This is a genomic window from Undibacterium sp. SXout7W (genome assembly GCF_049339385.1).
In the GTDB taxonomy this organism is placed as follows: Bacteria; Pseudomonadota; Gammaproteobacteria; order Burkholderiales; family Burkholderiaceae_D; genus Undibacterium.
Genome location: NZ_JBMPPF010000013.1, coordinates 14,377 through 33,790 on the forward strand (window position 1 = coordinate 14,377; position 19,414 = coordinate 33,790).

At 48.8% G+C, this 19,414-nt stretch carries 14 protein-coding genes; 5 read left to right on the forward strand and 9 right to left on the reverse strand.

Going from position 1 to position 19,414, the window contains the following annotated elements; translation table 11 throughout:
- Positions 1-10 precede the first annotated feature (10 nt).
- Positions 11-670: an HAD-IA family hydrolase gene (locus ACO0LB_RS12935; protein ID WP_423049639.1), complete on the reverse strand. Its 660-nt coding sequence runs from the start codon at positions 668-670 to the stop codon at positions 11-13.
- 106 nt (positions 671-776) lie between these two features.
- Entirely contained in the window at positions 777-1,790 is a 1,014-nt protein-coding gene (locus ACO0LB_RS12940; protein ID WP_423049641.1) for an RluA family pseudouridine synthase, read from the reverse strand.
- Between the two features lie 619 nt (positions 1,791-2,409).
- Here ACO0LB_RS12940 and ACO0LB_RS12945 point away from each other — a divergent pair.
- The gene (locus tag ACO0LB_RS12945; protein WP_423049643.1) at positions 2,410-5,484 is read left to right on the forward strand and encodes an Rne/Rng family ribonuclease; all 3,075 of its coding nucleotides are present in this window, start codon (positions 2,410-2,412) and stop codon (positions 5,482-5,484) included.
- Positions 5,485-5,989: 505 nt separating this feature from the next.
- On the opposite strand, the gene ACO0LB_RS12950 is transcribed toward ACO0LB_RS12945, so the two are convergent.
- The 5 genes from ACO0LB_RS12950 to ACO0LB_RS12970 form a co-directional block, all read right to left on the reverse strand.
- Positions 5,990-7,309 carry a DNA recombination protein RmuC gene (locus ACO0LB_RS12950; RefSeq protein WP_423049843.1) on the reverse strand — a complete coding sequence of 440 codons (1,320 nt, stop codon included), beginning with the start codon at positions 7,307-7,309 and terminating at the stop codon, positions 5,990-5,992.
- Between the two features lie 203 nt (positions 7,310-7,512).
- Entirely contained in the window at positions 7,513-7,932 is a 420-nt protein-coding gene (locus ACO0LB_RS12955; protein WP_423049645.1) for a group II truncated hemoglobin, read from the reverse strand.
- 77 nt (positions 7,933-8,009) lie between these two features.
- Positions 8,010-10,508, reverse strand: a complete 2,499-nt coding sequence (locus ACO0LB_RS12960) for an ABC transporter permease (protein WP_423049845.1) — start codon at positions 10,506-10,508, stop codon at positions 8,010-8,012.
- A gap of 117 nt (positions 10,509-10,625) precedes the next feature.
- Positions 10,626-11,873 (reverse strand): cystathionine gamma-synthase family protein, encoded by a 1,248-nt coding sequence (locus ACO0LB_RS12965; RefSeq protein WP_423049647.1) that lies wholly within the window; start codon positions 11,871-11,873, stop codon positions 10,626-10,628.
- A gap of 135 nt (positions 11,874-12,008) precedes the next feature.
- Complete coding sequence (locus ACO0LB_RS12970; protein WP_423049649.1) at positions 12,009-12,920, reverse strand: alpha/beta fold hydrolase; 912 nt, start codon at positions 12,918-12,920, stop codon at positions 12,009-12,011.
- A 133-nt stretch (positions 12,921-13,053) separates the two neighbouring features.
- Between ACO0LB_RS12970 and ACO0LB_RS12975 the strand changes: the two genes are divergently transcribed.
- A complete protein-coding gene (locus tag ACO0LB_RS12975; protein WP_423049651.1) occupies positions 13,054-14,790 on the forward strand; it encodes an acyl-CoA synthetase in 1,737 nt (578 codons plus the stop codon).
- Positions 14,791-14,978: 188 nt separating this feature from the next.
- Here ACO0LB_RS12975 and ACO0LB_RS12980 read toward each other — a convergent pair whose 3' ends face one another.
- Entirely contained in the window at positions 14,979-15,641 is a 663-nt protein-coding gene (locus ACO0LB_RS12980) for a flagella assembly protein FlgT middle domain-containing protein (protein WP_423049653.1), read from the reverse strand.
- A gap of 367 nt (positions 15,642-16,008) precedes the next feature.
- Between ACO0LB_RS12980 and ACO0LB_RS12985 the strand changes: the two genes are divergently transcribed.
- Positions 16,009-16,542 carry a GNAT family N-acetyltransferase gene (locus ACO0LB_RS12985; RefSeq protein WP_423049655.1) on the forward strand — a complete coding sequence of 178 codons (534 nt, stop codon included), beginning with the start codon at positions 16,009-16,011 and terminating at the stop codon, positions 16,540-16,542.
- 172 nt (positions 16,543-16,714) lie between these two features.
- Here ACO0LB_RS12985 and ACO0LB_RS12990 read toward each other — a convergent pair whose 3' ends face one another.
- The gene (locus ACO0LB_RS12990; RefSeq protein ID WP_423049657.1) at positions 16,715-17,497 is read right to left on the reverse strand and encodes a ferritin-like domain-containing protein; all 783 of its coding nucleotides are present in this window, start codon (positions 17,495-17,497) and stop codon (positions 16,715-16,717) included.
- Between the two features lie 359 nt (positions 17,498-17,856).
- Between ACO0LB_RS12990 and ACO0LB_RS12995 the strand changes: the two genes are divergently transcribed.
- Together ACO0LB_RS12995 and hslO are read left to right on the forward strand one after the other, a co-directional pair.
- Positions 17,857-18,381, forward strand: a complete 525-nt coding sequence (locus ACO0LB_RS12995) for a gamma carbonic anhydrase family protein (protein ID WP_423049659.1) — start codon at positions 17,857-17,859, stop codon at positions 18,379-18,381.
- A gap of 62 nt (positions 18,382-18,443) precedes the next feature.
- Complete coding sequence (gene hslO, locus ACO0LB_RS13000; protein ID WP_423049661.1) at positions 18,444-19,370, forward strand: Hsp33 family molecular chaperone HslO; 927 nt, start codon at positions 18,444-18,446, stop codon at positions 19,368-19,370.
- Positions 19,371-19,414 lie beyond the last annotated feature (44 nt).

Genomic DNA, 19,414 nt, shown 5'->3' on the forward strand with positions numbered 1-19,414 from the left:
AGAACTCCGTTCAAGCATTTTCAAACAACCAGGCATGCAAGTCCTTGACAGATTTAGCAGAAAACAAAGGTTTTAGCCCATTCAATGCTTCCGCATCGTGCGCACCATATTCCACCGCAACTCCAGCAGCACCGGCATTGGATGCCATCAGTAAATCATGCGTGGTATCACCGATCATCAGGGTGCGGCGCATATCTTGGCCCAATTCCCTTGTCAGCTCTTGCAACATCGCAGGGTGAGGCTTGGAGAAAGTTTCATCTGAGCAACGAGTTGCATCAAATAACGAAGTCAGTTTTGCTGTATGCAGGGCACGACTCAGGCCAACACGACTCTTGCCGGTAGCAACTGCCAAAAAATAACCATCATTAGCAAGATCGTTCAACATTTCACGCACTCCGTCAAACAGAGGTAATTCATGATCCTTCGCCAGATAATGATAGCGGTAGCGCTCAACCATACGTGGATAGTATTTGGGATCAATGCCAGGCATTGCCGCCTGCATAGCCTCCGCCAGCGACAAACCTATCACATAAGACGCCGCACTTTCACTTGGCATGGGTAAGCCGAGATCCTTTGCTGCCAGTTGTATACAGTTCACGATGGTAGCAGTGCTGTCCATCAGCGTACCATCCCAATCAAATACGATTAAATCAAATTGCTTTTTTGCCATATTCTATTCAAAGACAAATCTGTGATGTATCAGTGGAATCAGTCGAATCAGTGAAAACATTTCTGTAATGCCAAGCCATTCTAGCATTATTAAATAATTACTATTTTCAGACTGAATTCAGCGTTCTTAGAAAATCGTCACATTCTTTCGGAAGCGCTGCATTCACCGTCATCAATTTGCCAGAATCCGGATGAATAAAACTGATTTGATGCGCGTGTAGAAACATCCTCTTGAATGCGCCCCGGCGATCAGTAGGCTTAAGTAATGCGCGATTCAGGGAAAAATCACCGTATTTATCATCACCGGCAATCGGAAATCCACTCGCTGACAGATGAACGCGAATCTGATGCGTTCTTCCAGTTTTAAGTTCCGCCTCCAGCAAAGCAAATTCAGGGTATTTTTTCTTCAGAGAAAAAATTGTATGTGAAGCCATTCCGTCAGCCTGAACCCGCACACGACGCTCCCCTTCCGCAGTCGTGTATTTATGCAAAGGCAATTTGACGTGCTGACGCACATTTTTCCAATCGCCACTGACAAGAGTCAAGTAACGCTTATCTGTTACACCATCTCGCATTTGCTCATGTAAATGCGTTAATGCTGTACGTTTTTTTGCCAGCAACAAAATTCCAGATGTTTCCCTGTCAAGGCGATGCACCAATTCCAAAAATTTTGCATCAGGCCTGGAGGCGCGCAATTGCTCAATCACACCATAACTCACACCAGAGCCGCCATGCACAGCAACTCCGGCTGGCTTATTGATGATAAGTAAATAATTATCTTCAAATAAAATAGGGAATTCCAGTTTGGGAACAGTTTGCACAGGGGATTCTGCCATACGAATTGGCGGAATTCTGACAACATCGCCTTCAACCAAACGATATAACTGATCGATACGACCTTTGTTTACTCGGACTTCTCCTGATCTCAGGACCCGATAAACATGACTTTTAGGAACTCCTTTGCATATGCGCAATAGAAAATTATCAATACGCTGTCCAGCGTCATCTTCTGCGATAGTCAGAAGCTGGACTTTGGGCTGTGAGGACTGAACAGGCTCTGAGAGCGGCATTTGCGCCTGAATTTTAGGCGCTCCCCTATTAATTGTCGCTGAGTCCTTCATTTTGAATATATAATCATTTTCGCTTCAGCAATTACGCTCAAGCAGTGTAAGAGGAATAAACGTCTATTTTACACAGGGGCACGTCCATCAGCCTCGCCTGTTTGCAAATTTGATGGAAAAGATGTGTATGCAGCATCATTTAGATGTCAAGGTGACAGCCAATTGTTGTTATCGGCCAGAATTAAGTGATGTTGGATCAGAGAGTTTGAATTGTAAGGATTAGTCTGACGAGAAGTGCTGGCTGACATTGCGTGCCAGCAACTTGTCAGTTGATGGTTGCCGTAGCAAAGTCGATTCCGCCAGATACAATAAAATAAGATGGTCTGGCACCAAAGTTGCGCATCGCCTGGCTTCGCATTCGTCTGCACAGCAGATATGAAATGCGTAATGCGGGGGACATGTGCACTCGATTTACTGGCGACCGTCTGCGCCAGCGCATGACAGAAATACATTCATATCAACAGGCATAAGCTGCTGATATGAAGTTGTTATTCTTGCTCATGTTACAGGCATTCCCACCCCATCAGACGCTCCGCTCCTGCATACATCCCGTATCAGCACAGTTGCCTGTTATTCAAAAACAGGCGGCAAAAGATGACCATCAGGTCACGGAGTAAACATGAAACGCATGCTGTTTAATGCTACGCAACAGGAAGAATTGCGCGTAGCCATCGTCAATGGGCAAAAGCTTATAGACATCGATATCGAGACCGCTGGTCGCGAATTGCGCAAGTCGAATATTTACAAAGGTGTGATTACCCGTATTGAACCATCGCTAGAAGCGTGTTTCGTCAATTACGGTGAAGAGCGCCATGGTTTTTTACCATTCAAAGAAGTTGCCCGCAGCTACTTTAAAGAAGGCATCGACGTGCGTAACGCATCCATTAAAGATGCTTTGCGCGAAGGCCAGGAAATTATGGTCCAGGTCGAAAAAGAAGAGCGCGGCAACAAAGGTGCTGCGCTGACCTCTTTTATCTCCCTTGCTGGTCGCTATCTGGTCCTCATGCCAAACAATCCTCGCGGCGGCGGCGTATCCCGTCGTGTTGAAGGAGAAGATCGTCAGGAACTGCGTGAAACAATGGACAAACTAGATCTACCGTCAGGCATGTCTGTGATTGCACGTACAGCTGGCATTGGTCGCAATGTGGACGAGTTGCAATGGGATTTAAATTACCTGATGCAACTCTGGCGCGCCATTGAAGGTGCTGGCAAGTCCTCCCCTGGTGCATTCCTGATTTACCAGGAATCCTCATTGGTGATTCGTGCGATTCGTGATTACTTCCAGCCTGACATTGGTGAAATCCTGATCGACACAGATGATATCTATGAACAGGCTCAGCAGTTTATGAGCCATGTCATGCCAGATATGGTACATCGCGTAAAAAGGTATAGCGACGACGTACCTCTGTTCTCCCGCTTCCAGATCGAACATCAGATCGAAACAGCATACAGCCGCACAGTTCCCCTGCCATCCGGTGGCGCCATTGTAATTGACCATACAGAAGCACTGGTTTCTGTTGACGTCAACTCAGCACGTGCTACACGCGGCTCAGATATCGAAACGACAGCATTCAATACCAACTGCGAAGCAGCGGAAGAAGTTGCACGTCAATTACGTCTGCGTGATCTGGGTGGCCTGATCGTGATCGATTTTATCGACATGGAAAACGCCAAAAATCAGCGCGAAGTCGAGCAACGCCTGAAAGACGCATTGCGCTATGACCGCGCACGCGTACAAATGGGAAAAATTTCCCGCTTTGGCCTGATGGAACTGTCACGCCAGCGCTTGCGTCCTTCCCTGTCGGAAGGTAGCCATGTCACCTGCCCACGTTGCAATGGCACTGGTCACATCCGCGATACGGAATCCTCCGCTTTGCAAGTCCTGCGTATTATTCAGGAAGAAGCAATGAAGGAAAATTCAGCTGCGATTCATGTTCAGGTACCAGTCGATGTGGCTGCTTTCCTGTTGAACGAAAAACGTGGTGAGATTCTGAAAATTGAAACACGCCATCGCGTCACCGTCATCCTGATTCCGAATACACATCTGGAAACACCACATTACAAGCTGGAACGCCTGAAACACGATGACCCTCGTCTGGAAGATCATCACGCCAGCTACGCCATGGCAGAACAGGCTGATACGGATATTGGCTACAGCAAACGCCAGAAGGAAGACGTAAAACCACGTCAGGAAGCTGTTGTGAAAAGTATCACGCCAGAAACAGCCCCTATCGTAGAGCGTAAAGAAACACCGCCAGTTGCTACCGCACCAGTTAAAGCAGAGCCAGGTTTCTTCGGTAAATTGTTTGGCTTCTTTTTAGGCAAAACTGAAACGCCGGCGAAAGTCGAAACGCCAGTTGTGCCTGAAGATAAATCTGAAAACCGTGACCGGAATGCTCGCAATCCACGCAATGGTCAGCAACAACGCAATCGTAACCGCCGCAATCGTGACCGTGATGAGCGAGAAGATCGTCCGGCAAAATCGGAAAAAGTGGAACAAGAGCAGGCAAAAATTGTAGCGCCAACGGAAAATCAACGTCCGGCAAAACAACCAAAAGCACCACGTGAAGAGCGCGAACCACAAGAAAATCGTCGCGAGCGTCAACAACGCCAGCGCGAAGAACGTAAAGAAGCGTTGATAGCAGATACCAAACCGGAAGAAAATGCACCGCTCGCTATTCAAAAGCATGCTGATCCTGTTCCGGTAGAAGTCATGCCCGCCAATACTCAATTAGAAGCTCTGGAATCCGGCGCCGAAAACGAGAATGCAGAACAAAGTGAAGAGCGCCGTCGTCGTCGCCGTCGTGGTGGTCGTAATCGCAATCGTCGTGACCGTGAACCTGGCGATCTGACGAATGAGCAAGCTGATGCAGCAGATGCAACTACCACGCAGCTGGCAACCTCGATTGATGCCAGCACCGACAATGTATCCGGCAACGCTACGGCAGTTGCATTGAATGCGGATGTTGCTGCGGCGGGAACTACACCAGTACAACCTGTGCAATCAGTTGCAGTTGTCGCGCCAGTTGCGGCATTGAGTACGCCTGTTGAAACTGCTGTTGCATCGCCGGTACCGACAAGTACTCACGCTGTTATAGCTACATCAGTACAAATCATTGAACCAGTAGCAGCATCAACGATAACGACTGAAACAGCTGCGCAAGTACAGCCTGTAGTTGTAGTGAAAGCAGCTGTGCAAGCCGGCGAAGCAGTAGTCGCAATTGCTGCAAGCGATGTCACTACTCATGTTACGCCAGTCGATTTGACTACTGCAGTTCCTGCTGTGATCAACACCGCCGATACGACACCTGCGGCAGCAATAACTTCTGTGACAACAGTTGCAGAGGCGACAGCTGAAATCGCAACAACACCGCAAGAAGTTATTCAGTCGGAAAATGTTGTGGTAGTTACTCCGCTCGTGCCTGCAGCAGCTCCAGCAATTACAGCAACAATCGGAGAAACTGCACCGGCACCTGCTGCGGTTACGGTAACGGCGGCAGCAATGCCAGTCGATCAGTTACAAGCAATGTTGAGTGCTGCGGGATTAGAGTTGGCAACAACCAATCCTGAAAAACTGCGCGCCGCACAAGATGTATCCTCGCAATCGACACCGGCACCACGCGTTCCGCGCGAGAGAAAGCCAGTTCCAGTCACTGCTGACGAGCCACTGGTTTTAGTAGAAACTCGCCGTTAATCAGTAAGCATCAACCGGCATGAAGATGCCGGATTCAAAAAAAGGCCGCTGACTTCATGGAGTCAGCGGCCTTTTTTATCACTAAAAATAATCGAAGAGAACTTACTCAAATTATCCCAACAAGGCAAAACAGCCGTTAATACTCAGGGAACCTTCTTCGCAAAAGAAATCTGTTACGTCGGCAGAAACAACTACTGCCCGAACTCCCGACTACACAATGGTGATAACGGAAATACGGGCTTTATATCGATTTATAGCTTTTACAGCGAAAAACCCATAACACTGCTAAGGCAGTTTTGTGCCGATTTTCACTAAAAACAATCTGATCATCCCGTCATGCTGCCACAATTCGGTCAGGATTTCGTAGGCTCACCAAAAGGAACAAGCGCTTTCACCTAGCGGCATACCGCTGCTCCAATTCTGCTGATACCTGTCAATGTCCTGCAACTATACGGCTACCACATACAATATCAGCACTTGCATCACCTCATCTTAGCCAGATCCATCAATCATCAAGGCCACGATCTTCATCTGCCGCAATTTCCAATAAATTCTGAGCGGCCTCTGATGGTAATGCTTCCACCTGCTTTAATTTCTTACTCATCTGACGGGTTCGTACTTCCGCCTGGTCAATATTTTTTGCTGCCCGCTCCAATGTTGCTTTCGTCGCAGCAAGAACATCGCCAAACTTACCGAATTCTGTTTTCACGGCACCCAATACCTGCCAAACCTCGGATGAACGCTTTTCAAGCACCAGTGTGCGGAAACCCATTTGCAAGCTGTTCAATAGTGCCGACAAAGTCGACGGCCCTGCGATTGATATACGGCAAGTTCTTTGCAAGTCATCTGCAAGACCTGGTCTGCGCATGACCTCCGCATACAAGCCTTCGGTAGGTAGAAAAAGAATGGCAAAGTCTGTCGTCAGCGGTGGCGACAGATATTTATCGGAAATGGTTTTTGCCTCCGAGCGAATCGCACGCTCCAGCTCTTTACCAGCTAGCGTGACACCATCGGCATCAGCACGCTCTGCTGCATCAAGCAAGCGTTCATATTGCTCTTTAGGAAATTTGGCATCAATCGGCATCCAGACAGGCGCTCGCCCCTCTTCTTTGCCAGGCAACTTCACTGCAAATTCGACCCGTTCTCCAGTTCCCGGGATGGTTTCTACATTCTTACCATACTGATCGGGTGTCAGCATCTGCTCAAGCAACATTTCTAACTGCACTTCACCCCAGGTTCCGCGCGTTTTTACATTCGTCAGCACACGTTTTAAATCGCCCACTCCGATGGCGAGTTGCTGCATTTCGCCTAATCCCTGATGTACCTTATCAAGTCGATCAGATACTAAACGGAAAGACTCCCCCAATCGCTGCTCTAATGTCGCATGTAACTTTTCATCAACAGTTTTACGCATCTCTTCCAGTTTTCCTGCGTTATCCGCCTGTAACTGCTGAATTTTTTGCTCCAGAGTCGCCCTAATCTCTGACATACGCTGAGAATTTGATTCGGTCAGCGTAGACAAAGTTTGATGTAAAGTATCACCAAACAACTTGAGACTATTGCCTTGCTCTTCTCGCGCACTCAGACCCTGCTGCAACAACGTTTGCCGGATTTGCTCCAGTTGCTGGGCATTCGTTTCATTTAATTTAATCAGTTGCTGCGAAAAACCATCAATCTGGTTTTTTTGCAGGGTGGCCACACTGGTCAATTGCGTCGTTAAACCTTGCTGCAAACGACTGAAATTACTCCCAAGCTCCTGCCTGCTGGCCAGCGCTGTTGACTGTATCTGCTCCCGTAAAGAGCGTTCCACCCTCTCCAGACTCATTAGCTGCTGTTGTTGCACCTGTTGTAAAAAATTCTGTAGCGCCTGAATATCAAGCGGCTCACCAGCATGACGTCCACGCAAGAAAAAAATAATATTGACGACGACAAGAAGTAACAGCAATAGCAGTATCAGGATTTCAAATAAAGTCATAGGGCAAGCAAAGGTGATTCAGTAAAGTGACGCCATCAGGATGAGAACCTGAATTAACCGGGTGTATTACGCATCCAGTCAGCTGTCTGATAAAAAGACTGCATCAAATGCTGCTGTAAAGGTTCAGCGATACCGACATCCTGCATCGCCCACGCCATGCAACGCAACCACTGATCACGCTCACTACTGGCGATTGCAAAAGGTAAATGGCGCGCACGTAAACGCGGATGACCAAACTGACTGATATACAAATCTGGCCCGCCCATCCAGCCGGATAAAAACCAAAATAATTTATCTCTGGAACTATCCAAAGGCGTCGGGTGCATGGCGCGAATACCACTGAATTCCGACTCCAGCTCCATCAAATCATAAAAACGGTCAACTAATGCCCGCAGTGGCTCAGCACCGCCAATCAGGGTGTAGAGATTAGATTTTTCTTCTTCCGCTTCCTGATGCTGCAACTCTTTACTCATCACTACTCACTTCTATTAATGTTATATAACCTGACAAACTGTCAAATTGACGATCCGATATCCCTGAAAATAGTCGGTCAACCTTCGCGCAAACTCAGGAGTGGGGGCTGATTCAGGACATTGCGCAGACCAATCCAACCACCAAGAATGGCACAACAAGCACCAACGGCGATGCCTGCAATCCAGACCAATGGGGAAAAAGTCCATTCAAAATTAAAACTGAAGCGCGCCAGTGCCCACCCTATGGCAGATGCACCGCTGGCAGCCAACAATCCCGACAAGCTGCCTACTAGCAAAAACTCTATCCACTGTGATTGAGATAGTTGAGTACGAGTAGCTCCTAATGCTCTTAATAAAGCAGCTTCACGCATACGTATATCCTGCGACCCGGCCAATGCGGCATACAACACCAGTACACCTGATACGAGCGTGAACAAAAATAGAAACTCCACCGCGGTAATGACCTGATCCAAGACATCCTGTAGCTGCTTAAGCATTGCCCCCACATCCACCAGCGTCAGATTCGGATAGGTTTGCGTCAGCTGATTAACCAGAGTCTTATCTGATTCCGGTAAGCGAAAGGCCGTGATCCAGGTCTGAGGCATCTCTGCCATTGCCTTGGGATTGATGATGACAAAGAAATTGACTCGCATCGATCCCCAATCCAGCTTGCGCAAGCTACTGATAGTCGCAGTAACTTTCTGACCAGCAATATCAAAAATCAGCTGATCACCGAGTTTTAATTTCAATGTCTTTGCGATTCCTTCTTCAACAGAGGCTTCAGCCTGTGTTGTGCTGGCATCGTTATACCAACGACCAGCAGTAATCTTGTTCATGGGCGGAATATCATCCATCGTCGACAAGTTGAATTCCCTGTCCACCATGCGTCTGGCCTGATCATCGGCATACGTATTTGCAGAGACCTCAGTCTGGTTGATCTGCACTAACCGGCCTCGTATCATCGGGTACATTTGCGCATGCCCGAATGCACTGAGTTTGGTGGCGATTTCCGCTTTTTGGTCGGGCTGTATATTGATCACAAACTGATTCGGGGCATCCGCCGGAGTCGCTTTTTTCCAGGCCTCCATCAAATCACCGCGCACTACGGTGAGCAGCAACAATGCCATGAGCCCCAGAGATAGCGACACTACCTGTACCACAGTGGCACCAGGCCTGCGTTGCAATGCGGTCACCGCAAAGCGCCAGGCAGTCGCATCAAATAAGGTTCGAAGGTGCTTCAGGGATGTCACGGCCAACCACGCGATCAGCGTAAACAACAAAACACCGATCAAAAACCCGGCAGCAGTCATCATCCCCAGACGAACATCGCCGGTTTGCCACAACAACAGACTGACAAACATTCCCAATCCCAGAAGATAGCTGAGCAAGGTCAGTGTTTGTGGCGCATCCTGTTCACGACGCATCACACGATTGTGCGGCACATTACGTAATTGCAAAATTGGTGGCAAAGCAAACCCAACCAGTAATAACAGACCCGTTGCCACGCCTTGTACTGCTGGCTGCCAACTGGCGGCTGGCAACTCCTTCGCAACCAACTTGCCCAGCCATTCCAGCAACATGAAATGCGCGCCGAACCCCAGCATCACACCAGCAATACTACCCAATAAACCGAGCAGGAAAAATTCTGTCAGATACATCTGTGTCACTTGCGACTGCGTCAAACCCAGGCATCGCAACATGGCACAAGCATCCAGATGGCGCAACATGAAGCGTCGCGCTGCGATAGCCACAGCAACCGCAGCCAACATGGCGGATAACAAGCTGACCAGCGATAAAAACTGTTCTGCACGATCAAGGGTTGCCCGCATTTCCGGACGCCCTGATTCCAATGACTCCAGTCGCACACCTTTCAATTGCTGTTGATCAATGGTGGTTTGAAGGTAGGTCTGGAACGCAGCGACATTTTTTGTATTACCCGCCATCAGCAGGCGATACGTGACACGCGAACCATTTTGAATCAGATGAGTCGCCGCCAAATCGCTCAATGCAATCATGGCACGCGGGGCAAAGTTCATGAATGCCGCACCACGATCAGGTTCTGCGGCAATCGTCTGGGCAACCGTCAACTGAAGATCCCCTAACTGAATCTGCTCCCCCACCTTCACGTTGAGGCTGGTATGCAATGCAGGATCTATCCATACGGTACCCGCAGCCGGAATAGCGCTGGTCATTACTTCGGCATCACCCTGAACCAACTTCAGATTGCCACGTAGTGGATAAGCTATGCTGACGGCCTTCAGTGACACCAGTTTGACCGCTGGTTGATCGCCATGCGGGGCAATCGCCATGCTTGGAAACACCACAGTTTCTGCCAGAGTCAGGCCACGTTTTTTTGCTTCTTCGCGCCATTCTGGATTAATAGGTTGATCAGCGCTGACCAGCAAATCTGCGCCAAGCAACTGGTGCGCATCCCGATTCAGGCTACTACGCATACGATCTGCAAAAAATCCGACCGATGACAATGAAGCCACCGCAATCATTAATGCCAGCAACAAGAAGCGCAACTCCCCCGCGCGCCAGTCACGCAGTGTCATACGAAGAGCAAGCCTGAACATAGATTCCTTAGGTTTCAGCAATACAGTCATCGGGGGAGTATCGATATCTTGACCGTTATACACCAATCAAAATCAGCGGCAAACGAGAAGAAATATCCATACCCCCCCAGAGTATCATTACAATACGGGAGTCAACGCCTGCGCAAAATCAGTCAATAAATCCTGCGTATCTTCAATACCGACCGATACCCGGATCAGAGAATCGGCGATTCCCATCGCAGCACGGCGCTCTGCACCCATCTCAAAGAAAATGGTGTGCGCAACCGGAATCACAAGAGTGCGCGTATCGCCAAGATGCGTGGCGTTAATCGCTAACGACAAACGATTCAGATAATCGAAGCAATCAATTTCTGGCTTTAATTCAAAACTGAACAAGGCGCCGTAAGAACGAAATAGCTCGCTTGCCAGTTGATGCTGTGGATGCGAGGCCAGCCCCGGATAATGTACAACTGCGACACGAGGATCCGCTGCCAGCATGGTCGCCAATGCCATCGCGCTGGTAGATTCACGCTCCATACGCAGCGCCATTGTTTCAGCACCGACAGCAATTTGATGTGCAGCTTCCGGGGACAAAGTGGCGCCAAAATCGCGCAGCGCCTTAGCACGCACCTGAGACATACCCTGTTGTGCTGAAGCCTGTTTTCTGAAATTAGCAGCAATATTCGGATAGGCGGCCCAATCAAACAAACCGGTATCGGTCAGAGCGCCGCCCAGCACATTGCCATGGCCTGCAATATATTTGGTCAACGAATTGACTACCAGACCAGCTCCGACAGTTTTAGGCTGAAACAGGTAAGGCGATGTCATCGTATTATCGACTACATACAAAATACCACGTTCACGACATACTTCGCCGATACGCTTCAGATCAGCAATTTGCGTACGGGGATTGGCCACCGTCTCGACAAATACCATCCGTGTTGATGGCGTAATCGCCGCGACAACATTGGCTACATCCGTTGCATCGACCATGGCAACATCGACACCCTGCGTACTGACGGTCTGCCACAGGCTATTGGTATTACCAAATAAAAATGCCGAAGAGACGACATGATCACCCTGACGCAACAGAGCCTGAAAAACAGCGCCAATCGCCGCCATTCCAGTACCAAACGTAATGGTTGAGGCACCGTCTTCCATCTTGGTGATTTTTTCTTCCAGCGCTGTCACCGTTGGATTACCCTGACGTCCGTAACGATAGCCGGATTGTTTTCCCTGAAAAACGGCCGCCAGATCGCGTGCATCTTTGTAGCCAAACATGACCGATGTGTGGATGGGCTTGTGTACCGAACCGTGTTCGATTTCTTTCTGACGGTCGCTATGTAGAATGGTAGTGGTAAAGCCGTATTGTTTTTGCTCGCTCATGGTGCCAACGTAAATAAAAAAAAAGAAAGAAGTTCCATGAGTTTAACTCAGAACACTGCTTTCTTTTTTATGGATAGGTACCGGGTATTCAAGGGCTACTCAAGGCCAATGAAGGCTATTCAAGGGCCACGTCGCTTATTTCAATAAAAATGTCTCTATCAGTTGCGCCAGAATTTCTGGCTGATCATGATGCAGCATATGCCCCGCATCCTGAATCATCTCTTTTTGCAATTGAGGTATGTGATCGAGACGACGGTTAATTTCCAGATGCGCCTCTTCTTTTGGCCCCATCCAGTGCCATACATTGGTATCGTCGGCCTCCATCCACAATACCGGTGACGTGATTTTGCTCCAGCATGCCATTACCTCTTCTACGTGAAACAGTAATGGACTGGTCTGTTTATGGGCAGGGTCACCGAGAATTTCCCAGCGTCCCTCCTGGTTCTGTTTTGCCCAATGCGATGACAAGAAAGCCGCCCGCTCATCCGACAGCCGAGGATTGGTTTTTTGCAGGCGTGCCGCAACTTCATTTTGCGTCGCATACGTGCGCAAGACAGGTGGCTCTTTCAATTCATCCAGCCACTTGCGGTAACGACCCGGCGCTTGCGCTGGATGCGTCGCCGGCATACCAAAACCTTCCAGATTGACAAAACGGCGGATACGCTCAGGACGCACACCGGCATACAAACCGGCGACATTTGCCCCCATGCTGTGTCCGATCACATTGATCTGCCCTTCCGGTACATAGTGATTCAGTATGGCATCAAGATCCGCCATGTAGTCTGGAAACCAGTAGGTATCTGTATGTGGATTATCGGTCAGACCAAATCCCCGCCAATCCGGTGCAATCACATGCCAGTCCTGTTGCAAGCAATCGACGACAAACTGAAACGATGCAGAAACATCCATCCAGCCATGCAACATCACAAGTACAGGAGCCTTGGCATCTCCCCAATGACGAACATGGTATTGCAAACCACGAATGGAAAGAAATTCTGAACGGGATGCTGTGTAAGATGGATTCATAGGGCGATTAAATATTTTCATCAAGGAACATGTTACCGGAAGCGACTGGCAACCCCAAAAATACAGTAGCATGGATACAAAGGTACATGCGAGGTCGTACGTAGTCATATTAAAAACAATAGAACGACCGTTCGATTATTATAACGGAGGCAGGATGAAGGCGCAGGAGAAGAAAAAAAATACCCCAACACGCGAGTCAATAGGAAAATCAACAGGCAAACCCATCAACAATCCAACTGAGCAAGCCGATCATTACGACAAGCTTTATCGAGAGTTTCGCTGGGCCGTCCCCAATTATTTCAATATTGCCGAAGTATGCTGTCACCGCTGGGCCAACGATCCCAAGCGCATCGCGATTTACCATGAAGACAGTCTGGGTAATACCAGCAAATTGTCTTATCAATCTCTGTACGAACAAGCAAATCAGTTATCGCAGTTACTCGCGCAAGAAGGTGTGCAACGTGGCGACGTAGTTGCCTGTATTTTGCCGCAACGACCAGAAACAGCGATCACTATTCTTGCTTGTCTGCAAATGGGTGCTATCGCCATGCCACTGTCTTTTTTGTTTGGACCAGAGGCGCTGGAATACCGTCTGCAACACAGCGAAGCCGTAGCGTTGGTGCTGGATGCAAGCGGACTGGATGCATTTGAAGAAATCCGTAGTCACTGCCCCCAGTTAAAAACCGTCATCACAGTGGACTGCCATACCAAAGCGGACACAGCGCCCTGCATCGAGTGGGAAACGCATGTGCCCTGCATGCCCAAATATTTTGACTATGAGCAAACCAGAGCCAGCGACCCTGCCATCCTCATCTATACCAGCGGCACGACTGGTGCCCCCAAAGGCGCACTGATCCCGCACTCAGCCATCATCGGCAATCTGACTGGCTTTGTCGCGTCACAAAACTGGTTTCCACAAGAAAAAGATGTGTTCTGGTCGCCCGCAGACTGGGCATGGACTGGCGGACTGATGGATGCATTACTGCCTAGTTTGTATTTCGGCAAACCCATCGTTGGATACCAAGGACGTTTTTCAGCAGAAACAGCGTACTACCTGCTGGCCAAATACAAAGTAACGAATACCTTTTTATTTCCAACGGCGCTCAAAATGATGATGAAAGCCGATCCGACGCCACGCAAACATCATCAACTGCGGCTGCGTGCCATCATGAGCGCAGGTGAAGCCGTCGGCGATACTGTATTTGAATGGTGCAAAAAAGCCTTACATGTGACACCGAATGAAATGTTCGGACAAACCGAGATGAACTATATCGTGGGGAATAGCTCCCATATGTGGCCTGCAAGGCCAGGCAGTATGGGCCGACCTTACCCGGGACACAGAGTGGCAATCATTGATGACGCTGGTAACGAAGTCGCTACAGGCGAGATTGGCGAAGTCGCCATGCATCGCTATGATGCCTTTGGTCACCTTGATCCGGTATTTTTTCTGGGTTACTGGAAAAATGATGAAGCAACACGCAATAAATTTACCGGTGACTGGTGCAGAACAGGCGATCTGGCGTCCAGAGATGCTGATGGTTACCTGTGGTATCAAGGACGTGCCGATGATATGTTTAAAGCCGCTGGCTACCGGATAGGCCCATCAGAAATTGAAAACTGTCTGGTCAAACATCCTGCTGTTCTGAATGTCGCCGTGGTACCGAAACCCGACAAGGAAAGAGGAAACCTGGTGAAAGCCTACATCGTTCTGAGCCAGGAATACCAAGCCAGTGAAGAACTGATTCACGAACTACAGGCGCATGTCCGCGGCAAACTGGCACCCTATGAATATCCGAAAGAAATCGAATTTATTGATGCGCTGCCAATGACAACAACGGGCAAGGTACAACGTCGAATCTTGCGTTTGCGGGAAGAGCTGCGAGCGGGTTAACAAAAAAATGTCAGCAGAACGAAACGAAATAAATCGAAATAATACGAAATGAAACCGAATAAAACTCAATGAGTCATTGGCGAATAAATGGAGAATGCCAATTAAAAATCACAGGTAGTCACTAACTCACCATATTATTAACTCACCACAATATCCGCGCAGCAGCACACATCATGTGCTTGCTGCGTTTATTTTTGCTCCAGCATGTTGGCTGTCACCAATTGCGCCGCCTCGTCAATCAAATCAGCAATGGCTTTACCATAAGGCGTGCTGACAAAAGCAGCACCTCCAAAGACATGGGAACGCCCCACCGCAACATCGACCTGAATATCACTGGTGACGCTGCGCGCCAAATCATAGCGGGAAATGAGGCGCCCTTGAGATGCATCGTACAAACGTATTTCAACTTCAATGGCACGGGTTTCTTTTTTGGTCAGGCCAAATAAATTCGTCTCAATTTTGCTACCGGCATTACGAACTTCTCCGGCGATGATAAAACGAGAACCATAGTAGGCGCTAAGTTGTTGCAGCAATTTCGCTGGCGGAGGTACGGTTTGCTGCCAATCCAGCGACAACAAATCAGGTGAAACCCTCACCATGAATTGCTGACTATTCTCCAAACGACGTGCCAGTTCCCGCGCAAACCCCTGAGAAACATCGTCCAGGTCCAGCACTTGTGCCGGTTTGTTAAGCGCAAAGGCAGTCAACAGCACGGCTGGCTTCGCCCACGTTGTCGCTTGATTCTGGATTACCGGATTATATGTCTGCGCCTGACAAGTAAAAGCACTCAACAGACTTGTTGTGAACAGGCAGACGCTTAGCAATGTCAATTGACGGAATAGCGAACGCATAGGTGGCATAGAGGAAAAATAAAAATAAAAATAAAAGAAAAAGCAGAGTTAAATGAACAAGCAGGCAAACGCACAAAAAACGAAATCAAAGAATAGTAAAGAGTATCCACGAGTACCAAAGATACTACAAACCTCATACGACACCATCAGTAGCTATACCCATGTTTTGCGATCAATCCGGTACCAGAGGACTACGATGCATTGTCGGTACCTTTATACTCCGGCAAATTTCGCATAAAGTAACTGGCTACGCAAATGATTCCGGAACGACAAGCACGCCCGTATAGCGACTGTAGCTGCGGCGTTTAGCATATTTGCCATATTTGCCTTTGGCATCAGCATTAACACATTCACTCACCGTCATTTAATGCAAACGACCCCTACCTCATTACAAATCAGCCCGACACACCCTGAGTACGCAAAGGCAGTGCTCGCATTTGAGTTGGAAAATCGTCGCTATTTTGAACAATGGATCGCCACGCGTGGTGATGACTATTACCACGAGCAAGCAGTCAGCGCCAGTCTGCAGCAAGCACAAATGTCTGCAAACCTGCAGAAGGAATGCCACTATCTTGCATGGGTGGGATCAGAAATTGTTGGCCGTGTGACGCTGCGGCATATTGACCGTGTGTTTTTTCATCAGGCCACTCTCGGTTACCGTTTTAGCCAGCGTCATGCTGGACAAGGTTTTGCTACCGCTGCTGTTGATATTGTCATTCAACTTGCGGTGGCAGATTTACACCTGCGCCGGCTAAAAGCGGTGGTCGCTGCTGGTAATAAAGCATCGCAGCGCATTATGGAAAAATGTCATTTTCAATGCATTTCACGCTCACATGCGACGACTTTATTACATGGCAAATGGCTCGATGTGTTGCATTATGAACGCAGATTATCACCGTGACTGTGGCTTGCGTTGATGCCTCCATTGACGCAAGCGCAGATCCCAAGTCGATAACAACAATCAAGCGCTGGGCATCTGGTACTTATCTACAGCCAATATAAAACTCCCCCATAACGGATCAGCAACTCATCGATTACCCCTGATGAAGTAGCACCCAGAAATGACAGCAGAGTTATTGCGCCGCTTCCAGCAAGGCCTGTAATTCAGCTTCATCAAAGCCTGCTTCACGCCTTGCTGCCAGATTAAATGGGCCACGTAATTTCGGCGCTTTATATTGCAGGGCCAGTTCTGCATACGTGGCAATCGGCTCGACTCCACGTTGCTGACAAATATATTTGTACCAATGATTACCAATCGTCACGTGGCCAATTTCATCATGCAAAATAATATCGAGAATATCGGCGGCTCGCCCATCACCGGCTTGTCGCAGTTTGTCCCGGATAGAGGGAGTGACATCCAGCCCTTTGGCTTCGGATGTTCTGGGTACCAGCGCCAGACGCGCCAGAATATCGCCCTGTGTTTTTTCTGCCATTTCCCACAAACTTTGATGCCCTGGAAAATCACCGTAAACATATCCCATGGACTGCAGATGCTGGTTCAGCAAATTGAAATGATAGGCCTCTTCCTTAGCAACCTTGATCCAGTCACGATAAAACTGCTCTGGCAAATCAGCAAAACGCCAGACAATATCGAGCGCCAGATCAACAGCATTCATTTCGATATGTGCCAGAGCATGAATCAGAATAGCCCGCCCTTCCGGTGTGTGCATGGCGCGCCGCGCCAGTTTGGCCGGTGCTACCAACTCAGGCAAAGCCTCTCGCCCAGGTATTGCCAATTCAGTATGCAATCTGGCAGAAGGATCAACCGCACATTGCTCATTGAGTGCCAGAGTCGCAGCCAGCTTCGTGGCATATGTGGGCTGCGTAATCGCTTGTAATGCGGAGAGTCTTAACATAATGTATTCTTCAAACTGATCGTTTTCAGCTTATTTCTGAAGTGGAGAACGATCGCCAACGGGCGATTTGTAGTGTACGTCCGGGCAATCTGTGCCGTGGAGCGGTAAAATAGCACAATACGTCTGGATATACCGAACGGTGAGCAACTCTATAAGCTACGCTATGCTGACATCAATACCCATCAGTCATATCAGTCATATCTGCTCATTCATCTATCTGTTGATAGATTGAGTCCAATGCTGAGTCTGATGTTGAGTACGATATTGACCAATATAGTCGCTCATACAAATAGCTTCAGCGGCTCACATTGGCCAGACAAACCAAACAAACGACATACCCTCCATTTTACGGAAAAATTATGCCCATCTACCAATTAGGCGATATCGCCCCAGAAATCGATGCTTCCGCTTATATCACCGACTCGGCCAACATCATCGGCAAGGTCAAAATCGAAGCACAGGCGAGTATCTGGTTTGATGTCACGATCCGCGGCGACAATGAATTAATCACTATTTCAGAAGGCAGCAATGTGCAGGAAGGCTGTATTTTGCATACTGACCCTGGCTATCCACTCACGGTTGGCAAACACGTCACGATCGGTCATCAGGCAATGTTGCATGGCTGCACGATCGGTGAAGGTTCATTGGTCGGTATTCAGGCTGTCATTTTGAATGGCGCGAAAATCGGTAAAAACTGCCTGGTGGGTGCAGGTGCATTGGTCACCGAAGGTAAGGAGTTTCCTGATAATTCACTCATTATCGGCACCCCAGCAAAAGCGGTACGACAACTGACAGAACAAGACATCGCCGGTATGCGTCGCAACAGTGACAACTACGCTCAACGCGGACAAGCCTTCAAAACCCAGCTCAAGCGTATCGGTTGATGCTAGCGCCCCGCGGCAAATGAACACAGCGACTCAATCAAGAATGCATTAAGACCGATTACATGACAGATACTCTACAAAAATTTATGTTCGAAAACGCCGGCGTACGGGGCGAATTTGTCGAACTGGAACAATCCTGGCAACAAATGCTGTCTCACCAGAACTATCCTCAGGCAGTCAAAACGATACTGGGTGAACTGATGGCGGCCTCTGCACTGCTCTCCGCCAATCTGAAGTTCAACGGCACGATGATCATGCAGATTCATGGTGATGGCCCAGTCAAGCTGATGGTTGTTGAATGCGACGCCAATCTTCGCCTGCGGGCAACTGCCAAGCTGGCAGAAGATGCCATCATCGAGGATCATGAGACCTTGCAAGACTTGGTACATGCGCATGGCCAGGGACGCTTCGTCATCACGCTCGACCCGAACGACAAAGTGCCGGGCCAGCAAGCGTATCAGGGGATTGTGCCGCTCGATGGCGATAGCATTGCTACAGTCATCGAAAACTATATGCTGCGCTCTGAACAGCTCGATACCAAGCTATGGCTGGCAGCGAATGATCAGGTCGCACGCGGCATGTTATTGCAAAAACTACCCAAAACCGGCGGTAGCGGCGCTCAGGTGGATGACGATGCAGATGCCTGGAACCACGCAGTGCTATTGGGTGATACGCTGAAACGTGAAGAATTGCTGACAACCAATATCAGTATTCTCATGCACCGCCTGTTCTGGGAGCAGACCTTGCGGGTATTCGATCCGCTGCATCCTGTGTTTCATTGCGGTTGTAGTCGGGAAAAAGTGGGCGATATGCTCAGAATGCTCGGCGCAGAAGAAGTAGAAAGTGCCATTACAGAAATTGGCAGGCTCGATATCAACTGCGACTTCTGCGGCAAGCATTACAGCTTTGATCCTGTCGATTGCGCACAACTTTTCATCGCCAAAACGCTGACCGAAGGCACCTCCCCCGCCAGCGACATCAAGCATTAACCGTTCAGACATTTCAGGCATCAGTCCGCTTCAGTGCTCCAGGC

Coding starts and splice junctions, on each gene's coding strand:
- ACO0LB_RS12935 (WP_423049639.1), bottom strand. CDS start 670: ATGGCAAAAAAGCAATTTGATTTAATCGTATTTGATTGGGATGGTACG.
- ACO0LB_RS12940 (WP_423049641.1), bottom strand. CDS start 1,790: ATGAAGGACTCAGCGACAATTAATAGGGGAGCGCCTAAAATTCAGGCG.
- ACO0LB_RS12945 (WP_423049643.1), top strand. CDS start 2,410: ATGAAACGCATGCTGTTTAATGCTACGCAACAGGAAGAATTGCGCGTA.
- ACO0LB_RS12950 (WP_423049843.1), bottom strand. CDS start 7,309: ATGAGTCTGGAGAGGGTGGAACGCTCTTTACGGGAGCAGATACAGTCA.
- ACO0LB_RS12955 (WP_423049645.1), bottom strand. CDS start 7,932: ATGAGTAAAGAGTTGCAGCATCAGGAAGCGGAAGAAGAAAAATCTAAT.
- ACO0LB_RS12960 (WP_423049845.1), bottom strand. CDS start 10,508: ATGTTCAGGCTTGCTCTTCGTATGACACTGCGTGACTGGCGCGCGGGG.
- ACO0LB_RS12965 (WP_423049647.1), bottom strand. CDS start 11,873: ATGAGCGAGCAAAAACAATACGGCTTTACCACTACCATTCTACATAGC.
- ACO0LB_RS12970 (WP_423049649.1), bottom strand. CDS start 12,920: ATGAAAATATTTAATCGCCCTATGAATCCATCTTACACAGCATCCCGT.
- ACO0LB_RS12975 (WP_423049651.1), top strand. CDS start 13,054: ATGAAGGCGCAGGAGAAGAAAAAAAATACCCCAACACGCGAGTCAATA.
- ACO0LB_RS12980 (WP_423049653.1), bottom strand. CDS start 15,641: ATGCGTTCGCTATTCCGTCAATTGACATTGCTAAGCGTCTGCCTGTTC.
- ACO0LB_RS12985 (WP_423049655.1), top strand. CDS start 16,009: ATGCAAACGACCCCTACCTCATTACAAATCAGCCCGACACACCCTGAG.
- ACO0LB_RS12990 (WP_423049657.1), bottom strand. CDS start 17,497: ATGTTAAGACTCTCCGCATTACAAGCGATTACGCAGCCCACATATGCC.
- ACO0LB_RS12995 (WP_423049659.1), top strand. CDS start 17,857: ATGCCCATCTACCAATTAGGCGATATCGCCCCAGAAATCGATGCTTCC.
- hslO (WP_423049661.1), top strand. CDS start 18,444: ATGACAGATACTCTACAAAAATTTATGTTCGAAAACGCCGGCGTACGG.